This window comes from Streptomyces rectiviolaceus (assembly GCF_039533825.1).
Taxonomy (GTDB): Bacteria; Actinomycetota; Actinomycetes; order Streptomycetales; family Streptomycetaceae; genus Streptomyces; species Streptomyces rectiviolaceus.
On the sequence record NZ_BAAAUG010000113.1, the window covers coordinates 1 to 12,383 of the forward strand.

Annotated in this window: 9 protein-coding genes; 6 read left to right on the forward strand and 3 right to left on the reverse strand. The window is 69.4% G+C overall.

What is annotated here, in order from left to right:
* Both ABD378_RS28670 and ABD378_RS28675 read left to right on the forward strand, forming a co-directional pair.
* Positions 1-2,063: AAA family ATPase (locus ABD378_RS28670; protein WP_344525313.1), on the forward strand; the 2,063-nt coding region annotated here is incomplete at its 5' end.
* Positions 2,064-2,265: 202 nt separating this feature from the next.
* On the forward strand, positions 2,266-3,717 hold the full coding sequence (locus ABD378_RS28675; protein WP_425583876.1) for a sugar porter family MFS transporter: 1,452 nt from the start codon (positions 2,266-2,268) through the stop codon (positions 3,715-3,717).
* Between the two features lie 44 nt (positions 3,718-3,761).
* Here the strand turns inward: ABD378_RS28675 and ABD378_RS28680 are convergent, their stop codons facing one another.
* Together ABD378_RS28680 and ABD378_RS28685 are read right to left on the reverse strand one after the other, a co-directional pair.
* On the reverse strand, positions 3,762-4,742 hold the full coding sequence (locus ABD378_RS28680) for an LLM class flavin-dependent oxidoreductase (RefSeq protein ID WP_344525317.1): 981 nt from the start codon (positions 4,740-4,742) through the stop codon (positions 3,762-3,764).
* A 91-nt stretch (positions 4,743-4,833) separates the two neighbouring features.
* The gene (locus tag ABD378_RS28685) at positions 4,834-6,279 is read right to left on the reverse strand and encodes a purine-cytosine permease family protein (RefSeq protein WP_344525319.1); all 1,446 of its coding nucleotides are present in this window, start codon (positions 6,277-6,279) and stop codon (positions 4,834-4,836) included.
* Positions 6,280-6,477: 198 nt separating this feature from the next.
* On the opposite strand from ABD378_RS28685, the gene ftsY reads away from it, so the two are divergent.
* Positions 6,478-7,686 carry a signal recognition particle-docking protein FtsY gene (gene ftsY / locus ABD378_RS28690; RefSeq protein ID WP_344525321.1) on the forward strand — a complete coding sequence of 403 codons (1,209 nt, stop codon included), beginning with the start codon at positions 6,478-6,480 and terminating at the stop codon, positions 7,684-7,686.
* 111 nt (positions 7,687-7,797) lie between these two features.
* Here ftsY and ABD378_RS28695 read toward each other — a convergent pair whose 3' ends face one another.
* On the reverse strand, positions 7,798-8,460 hold the full coding sequence (locus ABD378_RS28695) for a bifunctional DNA primase/polymerase (protein WP_344525323.1): 663 nt from the start codon (positions 8,458-8,460) through the stop codon (positions 7,798-7,800).
* 422 nt (positions 8,461-8,882) lie between these two features.
* Between ABD378_RS28695 and nsdA the strand changes: the two genes are divergently transcribed.
* The 3 genes from nsdA to ABD378_RS28710 all read left to right on the forward strand — a co-directional run bounded on the left by nsdA (position 8,883) and on the right by ABD378_RS28710 (position 12,363).
* Positions 8,883-10,358 (forward strand): transcriptional repressor NsdA, encoded by a 1,476-nt coding sequence (gene nsdA, locus ABD378_RS28700; protein WP_344525325.1) that lies wholly within the window; start codon positions 8,883-8,885, stop codon positions 10,356-10,358.
* A 302-nt stretch (positions 10,359-10,660) separates the two neighbouring features.
* Complete coding sequence (locus ABD378_RS28705) at positions 10,661-12,028, forward strand: ammonium transporter (RefSeq protein ID WP_344525327.1); 1,368 nt, start codon at positions 10,661-10,663, stop codon at positions 12,026-12,028.
* Positions 12,025-12,363, forward strand: coding sequence for a P-II family nitrogen regulator (locus tag ABD378_RS28710; protein WP_249587501.1), 339 nt, complete (start codon positions 12,025-12,027; stop codon positions 12,361-12,363). The genes ABD378_RS28705 and ABD378_RS28710 overlap by 4 nt, the downstream gene beginning before the upstream one ends.
* Positions 12,364-12,383: the final 20 nt, after the last annotated feature.

The following is a 12,383-nucleotide window of genomic DNA, read 5'->3' on the forward strand; positions in this document are numbered from 1 at the left end:
GGGCGCTGCTCGCCGCCAAGGACCGCCTCACGGGGCTGCTCGGTCCGGCGGCCGAGCTGCTCTCGATCACTCCGGGGTACGAGGTCGCCGTCGCGGCGGCGTTCGGCGCGGCGGCGGACGCGATCGCGGTGACCACACCGGCGTCGGCGGCGGAGGCCATCCGGCTGCTGCGCAAGCAGGACGCGGGGCGGGCCGCGCTATTGCTTGCGGGGTCACCGGAGGCCGGCGGTCCCGGTGGCGTACGGCCCGCGGGCTCCGACGGGCCGCCCCTGGTCGCCGAACTGGTGCGCGGGCCCGAGGAGTTGATGCCCTCGGTGCGGCGGTTGCTGCGGGGGATGGTCGCCGTCGGCACGCTTGAAGACGCCGAGGACTTCGTCTACGCCCACCCGGAGTTCACCGCCGTCACCACCGAAGGCGACCTGCTCGGGGCGCACTTCGCGCAGGGCGGGTCCGCCGGGGCGCCGAGCCTGCTGGAAGTGCAGGCCTCTGTCGACGAGGCGGCGGCCGAGCTGGAGCAGCTCGCCGAGCAGTGCGAGGAGTTGGCGCGCGGCCAGCAGGATGCGGGCGAGCGGCGCAAGGAAGTCGCCGCGCTCGTCGAGGAGTTGGGGGAGCGCAGGCGCGCCGCCGACCGGGAGAAGTCCTCCGTGGCCCAGCAGCTCGGCGCGCTCGCCGGGCAGGCCCGCGGCGCCGTGGGGGAGGCCGAGCGCAGTGCGGCAGCCGCGGCCAAGGCGCAGGAGGCGCTCGACAAGGCCGTCGAGGAGGCCGAGGAGTTGGCCGAGCGGCTCGCCGTTGCGGAGGAGGCTCCGGTCGAGGAGGAGCCCGACACCGCCGTACGCGACCGGCTCGCCGCCGACGGTGCCAATGCCCGGCAGACCGAGATGGAGGCCAGGCTCCAGGTGCGTACGCACGAGGAGCGGGTCAAGGGCCTTGCGGGGCGCGCCGACTCGCTCGACCGGGCCGCGCGCGCCGAACGCGAGGCACGCGCGCGTGCCGAGCAGCGCAAGGCCCGGATGCGGCACGAGGCGGCGGTCGCCGATGCAGTCGCCCGTGGTGCGCGGCAACTGCTCGCGCACGTCGAGGTCTCGCTCGTGCGGGCCCAGGAGGAACGTGCCGCCGCCGAGCGCGCCAAGGAGGTGCGGGAGCGGGATCTCACCGCCGAGCGGGGCCAGGGGCGCGACCTCAAGGCGGAGCTCGACAAGTTGACGGATTCGGTCCACCGCGGCGAGGTACTCGGTGCCGAGAAACGGCTGCGCATCGAGCAGCTGGAGTCCAAGGCACTGGAGGAACTCGGTGTGGAACCGGCAGGACTCGTGTCCGACTACGGCCCCGACCAGCTCGTGCCGCCATCCCCCGCGGCCGAGGGCGAGGAGCTGCCCGAAGACCCGGAGCACCCGCGCAACAGGCCCGTGCCGTACGTCCGCGGTGAGCAGGAGAAGCGGCTGCGGTCGGCCGAACGGGCGTACCAGCAGCTCGGGAAGGTGAACCCGCTGGCCCTTGAGGAGTTCGCCGCGCTGGAGGAACGCCATAAGTTCCTGAGCGAGCAGCTGGAGGACCTGAAGAAGACGCGGACCGATCTCCTGCAAGTGGTGAAGGAGGTCGACGAGCGCGTCGAGCAGGTCTTCACCGAGGCCTACCGGGACACGGCCCGGGAGTTCGAGGGTGTCTTCTCGCGGCTCTTCCCGGGCGGTGAGGGCCGGCTCATCCTGACCGATCCCGACAACATGCTCGCCACGGGCGTCGACGTCGAGGCGCGCCCGCCCGGCAAGAAGGTCAAGCGGCTCTCGCTGCTCTCGGGCGGTGAGCGGTCCCTGACCGCCGTCGCGCTGCTCGTCTCGATCTTCAAGGCACGGCCAAGTCCCTTCTATGTGATGGACGAGGTCGAGGCCGCGCTCGACGACACCAACCTGCAGCGGCTCATCCGCATCATGGAGGAGCTGCAGGAGGCCTCGCAGCTCATCGTGATCACGCACCAGAAGCGGACGATGGAGGTCGCCGACGCGCTGTATGGCGTGTCCATGCAGGGCGACGGCGTCTCGAAGGTGATCAGCCAGCGGCTCCGGTAGCTCTCCGGGAGCCCTTCACCGGCTCACCTTCATAACTTCAACACTTGAACGAAGTCGACCTCACCTGTGCCTTAAATTCACAGGAACCCAGGTATTGACTTCGAAACTTGAAGGCATAGTCTCTGCAACGTTGCTTTTACCTTCAGGTGGTGGGCGGCGTGAAGTTGTGCGCCACTTGAAGTGCTCACCCCCACCCCCGGCGATGCTGCCGGTGGCCCGAGGAGTCCATGTGACCAGCACAACGAAGGCGCCGCAGCCCGAAGGCAGAGAGGCCAGGCCGGACCATCTCGGCCACGTCATCTTCATCACGGCGGCCGCCGCCATGGGCGGCTTCCTCTTCGGCTATGACAGCTCCGTGATCAACGGCGCGACCGTCGCCATCCAGCACCGGTTCGACGTAGACGCGAACATGCTCGGCTGGATCATCGCCACCGCGCTGCTCGGCTGCGCCGTCGGTGCAGCGGTCGCGGGGCGCATCGCCGACCGCATCGGCCGCATCCGCTGCATGCAGATCGCCGCCGTCCTCTTCGCGGCGAGCGCCGTCGGTTCCGCCCTGCCGTTCGCGGCGTGGGACCTGACGATGTGGCGTTTCATCGGCGGTATCGGCATCGGCATGGCCTCCGTCATCGGCCCTGCCTACATCGCTGAGGTCGCACCGCCCGCGTACCGAGGCCGCCTCGCCTCCTTCCAGCAGGCCGCGATCGTCATCGGTATCGCCGTCTCGCAGCTGGTCAACTACGGCATCCTGAAGCTGGCGGACGACGACCAGCGCGGCGAGCTGATGGGCCTCGAGGCCTGGCAGCTGATGCTCGGCGTCATGGTCGTCCCGGCCGTCCTGTACGGCGTGCTCTCCTTCGTCATCCCCGAGTCGCCGCGCTTCTTGATCTCCGTCGGCCGCGACGTCGAGGCAAAGAAGGTCCTCGGCGAGGTCGAGGGAACCAAGATCGACCTGGACGCGCGCGTCGCCGAGATCCACGAGGGCATGCGCCGCGAGCACAAGTCCTCGTTCAAGGACCTGCTCGGCAAGGTCGGCTTCCTGCCGATCGTCTGGATCGGCATCGGGCTCTCGGTCTTCCAGCAGCTCGTCGGCATCAACGTGATCTTCTACTACTCGAACCAGCTGTGGCAGTCGATCGGGCACGACCCGAGCAGCTCGTTCCTGTACTCGTTCGAGACGTCGATCGTGAACATCGTCGGCACGGTCATCGCGATGATCTTCGTCGACCGGATCGGCCGCAAGCCGCTGGCCCTGATCGGGTCCGCCGGTATGGCCCTGGCGCTGTTCACCATGGCCTGGGCGTTCTCGTACCGGACCGGCTCCGGCGACAACGTCTCGCTGCCGGACGCGCAGGGTCTGACCGCGATCATCGCCGCCAACCTCTTCGTGCTCTTCTTCGCCCTCTCCTGGGGCGTGGTGGTCTGGGTCCTGCTCGGCGAGATCTTCCCGAACCGGATCCGCGCCGCCGCCCTCGGTGTGGCCGCGTCGGCCCAGTGGCTCGCCAACTTCGCGATCACCAAGACGTTCCCGAGCATGTCCGAGTGGAGCCTCACCGGCTCGTACATCATCTACGGCGCCTTCGCCGCGATCTCCATCCCCTTCGTCATGAAGTTCGTCAAGGAGACGAAGGGCAAGACCCTGGAGGAGATGGGCTAATCCCCGCTGCCCCTCCTCTGAGGATGCTGCCCCGGTTCAAGGACCTATTCCTTGAGCCGGGGCAGCACGTTTTCGCAGAAGTGGTGCAGGCTGCGCCATCCCTCGTCCACCGGCATCCCGCCGGAGAGCGGATGCAGTACGAGATTGGCGGCGCCCCCCTGCACATACGCCACGCACTCGTCGGGCGTGAGGACGCGGTAGACGCCCTCGGTGCGCAGTTCGGCGACCGTGGTGGCGGTGGACTTCACCGCCGAGCGGATGTCCTTGGACTGCCAGGAGGCATAGGTGCGGGCCTCGTGCAGGAAGTGCTCGCCGTGCTCCGCCCAGGTGCGGTCCGGGTCGTCCGCGATGTGCAGGAGCGGGGTCTCGGCCGCGGGCATCATGGTCCAGCCCTCGGTGCCGTACTCCGCGAGACGTTCGTTGTAGTACGCCTCGAGCTCCGGCAGATGGGCGCTGGGGAAGAACGGCAGGCCGAGCCGGGCCGCGCGGCGGGCCGCGGCCTGTGAGGAGCCGCCGACCAGCAGCATCGGGTGGGGCTGGGTGTACGGACGCGGGGTGACGCGGGCGGTGCGGCCGCGAAACTCGAAGGGCTCGCCGGTCCATGCCTGCAGCAGGGTCTCCAGAAGCTCGTCCTGGAGCTTGCCGCGCCGCTTCCAGTCGACGCCGAACGCCTCGTACTCCTCGGGCCGGTAGCCGATCCCCGCCACGGTCACCAGACGGCCGCCGCTGAGCAGATCGAGTACGGCGATGTCCTCGGCGAGCCGCAGCGGATCGTGCAGCGGCCCGATGATCGCGGAGACCGTGACCGCGATGCGCCGGGTCGCACCGAACACCGCGCCCGCGAAAGTGAAGGGCGAGGGCAGCCAGTTGTTGCCGACGCCGTGGTGCTCCTCGGTCTGCACGGTGGAGATGCCCCGGTCATCCGCGTACGTGGCCATCTCCACGGCGGCTTTGTAGCGCTCGCTCAGCGAGGTGGGCGTGGCGTCCGGATCGACGAGGTTGAAACGTACGACTGTGACGGGCATGGAAAACGTCCCCCTTCACCGTGGGTGGGCGAAGAGGGACGTTAGATGACGCGGTGTCAGATGACCAGTGCCCGGGGGCAGTTGTTCCGGATCAGGCGGAGACCAGCTCGCTCTCGCCGTCGCCCTTGCCCTCGGGGGCCTCGACGGCCGGGGTCCGCGGCAGCACCGCGTACAGCGCGGCCGCGATGAGGATCGTGGCCAGCCAGCCCAGGCCGTTGCGGCCGATCCAGGACGTGGCGAGCGGGCCGCTGAACCAGTCGACCTTCGTGAACAGCAGACCCGCCACCAGGGCGATGGCCCATGCGGTCATGGCCTGCCAGGCGAAGCCCGCCTTGTACCAGTAGGCGCTGGTGCGCTTGGTGTCCATCAGCGCCTCGCCGTCGTACGTCTTCCTGCTCAGCATGTCGATGCCGAAGACGCCGATCCAGGCGGAGAACGCGACCGCGAGCAGGGTCAGGAAGGAGATGAACGAGCCGATGAAGCTGGTGGCCACGTTCATCAGGAGGTACCCGAAGATCAGGCTGATGATGGCGTTGATGGACACCGCCCACGTGCGCGGGACCTTGATGCCGAGCGTCATCGCGGTGAAGCCCGCGGAGTACATCGACATCGAGTTGATCAGGAGCATGCCGATCAGGGCCATCAGCAGATACGGCACGGCGATCCACGTCGGAAGCAGCTCGCCGAGGAAGGAGACCGGGTCCGATGCCTTCGACAGGCTCGGCGTGCTGACCGCCATGACCGCGCCCATCAGGACCATCGGTACGACGACGATGCCGGCGCCACCGATGGCGTTGCCCACCAGGGCCTTGCTGGAGGCCTTGCGCGGGAGGTAGCGCGTGAAGTCCGGGCCCGTGGGGACCCAGCTGATGCCGCCCGCGGCGATCACGCCGACGCCCGCGATCATCGCCGCGGTGGAGCCCGCGGACTGCGAGAAGACGTCCGACCAGGGAGTGTTGGCCACCAGATAGACGAGCACGAGGACGCTGAACGCGCCGAAGAGGTACGTCGCCCAGGTGTTGCAGATGTGCAGGACCTTGCGGCCCAGGCCGCTGATCACGAACGTACAGGCGACGAAGACGACCAGCGTCACGATCGTCAGCCACGTGCTGGACTTCACGCCGAAGCAGATGTCCAGGACGGTGATGATCGCGTACGCGCCCGTCACCGCGTTGATCGTCTCCCAGCCCCAGCGGGCCACCCAGATCAGTGAACCCGGGAAGAGGTTGCCGCGCTGGCCGAAGACGGCGCGCGAGAGCGTCATGCCGGGGGAGCCGCCGCGCTTGCCCGCGATCGAGATCAGACCGACGAGGCCGTAGCTCAGGAGCGGCGAGACCAGGGCGACGACCAGGGCCTGCCAGAAGTTGAGGCCGTTGGTCACGATGAGGCCGGCGCCCATGGTGAGCAGCAGGACGCTGATGTTGGCCGCCACCCAGGTGGGGAACAGCTCGCGGGTCCGGCCGGTGCGCTCGGAGTCGGGGACGGGCTCGAGGCCGCGTGTCTCCAGGGCGCCTTCGTTTTCGGCGGTGGTGCTCATGGGGTGGGGTCCGTGCCTCTCGCTCGGATCGCAACGCCGCGATCCGTCCGTGGGGGTGATCGCGTTGGACTCTACGCGCGTTGATGCGGAGAGCTCCATCGTACTTTAGTCCGAGTAGTGCCCTCTATGAGCTTATGTTCTTTGGAGGAAGCTACAGCCTGGGCCCTTGTTGCCCCCATGGCTGATACTGGGTGAGTTATGGAAATCGTCATCCTTGCTGTAGTCATCGCCGTGGTCGTGATCGGCGCGCTCGGCGGGCTCGTGATCGGCAGCCGCAAGAAGAAGCAGCTGCCGCCGCAGGCCCCGTCGTCCACGCCCACCATCACCGCCCCTCCGGCCGAGCCGCATGTCGGCGACGAGGCCGAGACGCCGCGCGACGAACCGCGCCGCACGATCGAGGAGGTGGAACTCCCGCTCGCCGAGCCGTCGGCATCGGCTCCCGTCGTCGTCGAAGAGCCGGCCGCTCCGGAGATCGAGACCCCGGAGCCCACGGCAGGTCGCCTGGTCCGTCTGCGCTCGCGGCTCTCCCGCTCGCAGAACGCACTCGGCAAGGGGCTGCTCACGCTCCTCTCCCGCGAGCACCTGGACGAGGACACGTGGGAGGAGATCGAGGACACGCTCCTCACCGCCGACGTCGGCGTCGCCCCCACCCAGGAACTGGTCGAGCGGCTTCGCGAACGCGTCCGCGTGCTCGGCACCCGTACCCCGGACGACCTGCGCAACCTGCTGCGCGAGGAACTCATCGCCCTGGTCGGACCGGACTTCGACCGCACGGTCAAGACCGAGTCGGGCCTGGAGACGCCCGGCATCGTGATGGTCGTCGGCGTGAACGGCACCGGCAAGACCACCACCACCGGCAAGCTCGCGCGCGTGCTCGTCGCCGACGGCCGCTCCGTGGTCCTCGGCGCCGCGGACACGTTCCGCGCGGCCGCCGCCGACCAGCTGCAGACCTGGGGCGAGCGCGTCGGCGCGCGCACGGTCCGCGGCCCCGAGGGCGGCGACCCGGCGTCGATCGCCTTCGACGCCGTCAAGGAAGGCATCGCGGAGGGCGCCGACGTCGTGCTCATCGACACCGCGGGGCGCCTGCACACCAAGACCGGCCTGATGGACGAGCTCGGCAAGGTCAAGCGCGTCGTCGAGAAGCACGCGCCGCTGGACGAGGTGCTGCTCGTCCTGGACGCGACGACCGGGCAGAACGGCCTGGTGCAGGCGCGGGTCTTCGCCGAGGTCGTCGACATCACCGGCATCGTCCTGACGAAGCTGGACGGCACGGCCAAGGGCGGCATCGTCGTCGCGGTCCAGCGCGAGTTGGGCGTGCCCGTGAAGCTGGTGGGTCTTGGCGAGGGTGCGGATGATCTGGCGCCGTTCGAGCCGGAGGCTTTTGTGGACGCCCTCATCGGCGACTAGCGCTTTGGCGGTGGACCGGCTGGTCCCCTTCGAGGCGCTCACGTGCCGCGTACGAAAGAAATGCCCGCCCCGGGGTGCAGCCGGGGCGGGCATTTCCGTGTGCGGGCGTTTCTACGCCGGGGAGCGGTGCGCCACGTACGCCAGGGTTCCGAGCACGAGCCGCGCCTGCGGCGGATGTGTCGCCGAGTCCAGGTCGGGGGCGCGGAGCCAGCGGACCGGGCCGAGGCCCGCGCGGTCGGACGGCGGTGCCGTGATGTGCGTGCCGGGTCCCAGGCCGTGCAGATCGATGCCGGCGTCGTCCCAGCCCATGCGGTAGAGCAGCTGGGGGAGTTCGGCGGCGGCGCCGGGGGCGACGAAGAAGTGCGTGCGCCCCTCCGGGGTGGCCGCCACCGGGCCGAGCGGCAGGCCGATGCGCTCCAGGCGGACCAGCGCCCTGCGTCCGGCCGCCTCGGCCACCTCGATCACGTCGAAGGCGCGGCCCACGGGCAGCAGCACGGCGGCCCCGGGGAACTGCGCCCAGGCCTCGGTCACTTCGTCGAGTGTCGCCCCGGCGGGCACCTCCGGGGCGAAGTCCAGGGGGTGGGCGCCGGGGGCGGCGCAGTCGGCCGCGCCGCAGGAGCAGCGGCCGTCCAGGGCGCGTGCGCCGGGGACCGCGGCCCACCCCCACAGTCCGGTGTACTCGGCCACCGCCGTGCAGTCCGACGCGCGGCCGCGCCGCCGTGAACCGGTGCGGGGCCTGTCGGTACCCCGGATGCCGCCGATCGTGAAGCCCATGCCCCCTCCAACGGGTCGAGCGCAGTGTGGTTACGTGACGGAATCGGATCGTGACCCTGTGCTCTTGTGCAGGCGCCCGACGGCCCCACGGGGGTGCGCTCTGTTAAACGCGCCCCTAAGTGCTCCCTTCCGCCCGCCTTCGAACGTCCACTGTCAAGTCAATCGCTTGCTGTGGGCCGGGAGTTCATTCGAAGGGGTGGCGAATGGTGGCGTTTCCGCGATCGCCCTCGCCGGAGGGGTGATCGTAGGATTACTTTCAGTACACAGCCCCTAAGTGCTGTGCACTCGTGGGTATGCCGGAGGCAAGTCGGTTTCCTGTTCGATGGGTGACGTTCTCCGGACGGAGAGCCGCAATGCGCGGCATTCTGGTAGGGCTTGGCGTGAGACCGCGTGTAGGTGTCTTGAGGGATGGGGGCGTTCCAGTGGGCGGCAATGGCGGAAGTGGTGCGAACGCTGAGAAGCGCCCCAACGAACTGCTCAATTCCTGGTTCGTGCGCAGCGGCTGGTCGAAGGGCGAGCTGGCACGCCAAGTGAACCGCAGGGCGCGGCAGTTGGGCGCGCATCACATCTCCACCGACACCTCGCGCGTGCGGCGCTGGCTGGACGGCGAGAATCCCCGCGAGCCCATCCCGCGCATCCTCTCCGAGCTGTTCTCCGAGCGGTTCGGCTGTGTCGTCGCGGTCGAGGACCTCGGTCTTCGCGCCGCGCACCAGTCGCCCTCCGTCTCGGGCGTCGATCTGCCCTGGACCGGGCCCCAGACCGTCGCGCTCATCAGCGAGTTCTCGCGCAGCGACCTGATGCTGGCCCGGCGCGGCTTCCTCGGCACCTCGCTCGCGCTCTCCGCGGGCCCCGCCCTCATCGAGCCGATGCAGCGCTGGCTGGTCCCCGGACCGACGACCCCGGCGAGCGACCCCGAGCCGCTCGCGCCCTCCCGCAGGCCCGGCCGGCTCTCCAAACCGGAGCTCGACCTCCTGGAGTCCACGACCGTGATGTTCCGGCAGTGGGACGCGCAGTGCGGGGGAGGGCTGCGGCGCAAGGCGGTCGTCGGCCAATTGCACGAGGTGACGGACCTGTTGCAGGAGCCCCAGCCGGAGGCCACGTCCAAGCGGCTCTTCAAGGTCGCGGGCGAACTGGCCGAGCTGGCCGGCTGGATGAGCTACGACGTCGGGCTCCAGCCCACCGCCCAGAAGTACTTCGTCCTCGCCCTGCACGCCGCGAAGGAAGCGGGCGAGAAGCCCCTTGGTTCGTACATCCTCTCCAGCATGAGCCGCCAGATGATCCACCTCGGACGGCCCGACGACGCGCTCGAACTCATCCACCTCGCGCAGTACGGAAGCCGTGACTGCGCGAGCCCGCGCACCCAGGCCATGCTGTATGCGATGGAGGCCCGCGCCTACGCCAGCATGGGCCAGCCCGGCAAGTGCAAGCGGGCCGTGCGCATGGCCGAGGACACCTTCGCCGACGCGGCCGAGTTCGACGAGCCCGAGCCCGACTGGATCCGCTTCTTCTCCGAGGCCGAGCTGAACGGCGAGAACGCCCACTCGTTCCGCGACCTGGCCTATGTGGCGGGCCGCAGCCCCACGTACGCCTCGCTCTCGGAGCCCGTCATGGAGCGCGCCGTCGACCTCTTCGGCAAGGACTCCGAGCACCAGCGTTCGTACGCACTGAACCTCATCGGCATGGCCACGGTCCACCTGCTCCAGCGCGAGCCCGAGCAGAGCACGGTGCTCGCGGGCCAGGCCCTGACCATCGCCAAGAAGGTCCGCTCCGAGCGGGTCAACACCCGCCTTCGCAAGACCGTGGACACCGCGGTGCGCGACTTCGGCGACATCGCCGAGGTCGTGCAGCTCACGGACCAGCTCGCCATCGACATGCCGGAAACCGCGGAGGCGGTCTGACGGCGCCCCCACCAGAACTCCGGCCGTGGCCGGCCCATCCCGAACTGCCCGACTCGGCTCCCCCACGCCAGGTCAATCGGATGGCCGCCGCGGCCGGTTTGTGTGCTGTGCGCAGGGTATGAAACCGCGCCCCGCCTGACCCGGCAGTTCATGGACGCGTAACACGCACGACCTCTTCGTCACTGCGGCGAAACATCGAGGGGCGCCCCCTGAAACGGCGCTGGGCCAATCTCATGGCGCATAACGGCCCACCCCCTCTTGCCCCGCCCGCACGGGCCGCATACGACGACGAGGAGACGCCGATGCCCCCAGGCATCACGATCGCCGCAGACGCCCCGCAGCTGTCTGCCGCCAACACAGGGTTCATGCTCATCTGTTCCGCCCTGGTGATGCTCATGACACCGGGACTCGCCTTCTTCTACGGAGGCATGGTCCGCGTCAAGAGCACGCTGAACATGCTGATGATGAGCTTCATCAGTCTGGGGATCGTCACCATCCTCTGGGTGCTGTACGGCTTCTCCATCGCGTTCGGCACCGACCACGGCAGCCTCTTCGGCTGGTCGTCCGACTACGTCGGTCTGAGCGGCATAGGGCTCACCGAGCTGTGGGACGGCTACACCATCCCGGTCTATGTCTTCGCGGTCTTCCAGCTGATGTTCGCGATCATCACGCCCGCGCTGATCAGCGGTGCGCTCGCCGACCGCGTGAAGTTCACCGGCTGGGCGCTGTTCGTCGCGCTCTGGGCCACGGTCGTCTACTTCCCTGTCGCGCACTGGGTGTGGGGCACGGGCGGCTGGGCCTTCGAGCTCGGCGTCATCGACTTCGCCGGTGGTACGGCCGTGCACATCAACGCCGGTGCCGCCGCGCTCGGCGTGATCCTGGTCATCGGCAAGCGCGTCGGCTTCAAGAAGGACCCGATGCGGCCGCACAGCCTGCCGCTGGTCATGCTCGGCGCCGCCCTCCTGTGGTTCGGCTGGTTCGGCTTCAACGCCGGATCGTGGCTGGGCAACGACGACGGCGTCGGCGCGATGATGTTCCTGAACACGCAGGTCGCCACCGCCGCGGCCATGCTGGCCTGGCTCGCCTACGAGAAGATCAGGCACGGCGCGTTCACCACGCTCGGCGCCGCTTCGGGCGCCGTCGCCGGTCTCGTCGCGATCACCCCGTCCGGCGGCTCCTGCTCGCCGCTCGGCGCGATCGCCATCGGTGCCATCGCCGGTCTGCTCTGCGCCATGGCCGTCGGCCTCAAGTTCAAGTTCGGCTACGACGACTCCCTCGACGTCGTCGGTGTCCACCTCGTCGGCGGTGTCGTGGGCTCGCTGCTCGTCGGCTTCTTCGCCACCGGTGGCGTCCAGTCCGACGCCAAGGGCCTCTTCTACGGCGGCGGCCTCGACCAGCTGGGCAAGCAGGCCGCCGGTGTCGGCGCCGTCCTCGCGTACTCCATGATCGCCTCCGCGATCCTCGCCTTCCTGGTCGACAAGACCATCGGGATGCGGGTCAGCGAGGACGAGGAGGTCGCGGGCATCGACCAGGTGCAGCACGCCGAGACCGCGTACGACTTCAGTGGAGCGGGCGGTGGCACCGCGCCCCGTACCGCCGCCGTGCCCGGCCCGCCGGCCCAGGACGCCGGTAAGGCTGCGACCGGAAAGAACAAGAGGGTGGACGCATGAAGCTCATCACCGCGGTCGTCAAGCCGCACCGGCTCGACGAGATCAAGGAGGCCCTCCAGGCCTTCGGCGTCCAGGGTCTGACCGTGACCGAGGCCAGCGGCTACGGCCGCCAGCGCGGCCACACCGAGGTCTACCGTGGCGCGGAGTACACCGTCGATCTCGTGCCGAAGATCCGGATCGAGGTCCTGGTCGAGGACGACGACGCCGAACAGCTCGTGGATGTCGTGGTCAAGGCCGCCCGAACCGGCAAGATCGGGGACGGCAAGGTCTGGAGCGTCCCGGTCGAGACGGCGGTGCGGGTGCGGACCGGTGAACGCGGACCGGATGCGTTGTGAGCTCGGTCGGCAAGGGCTGA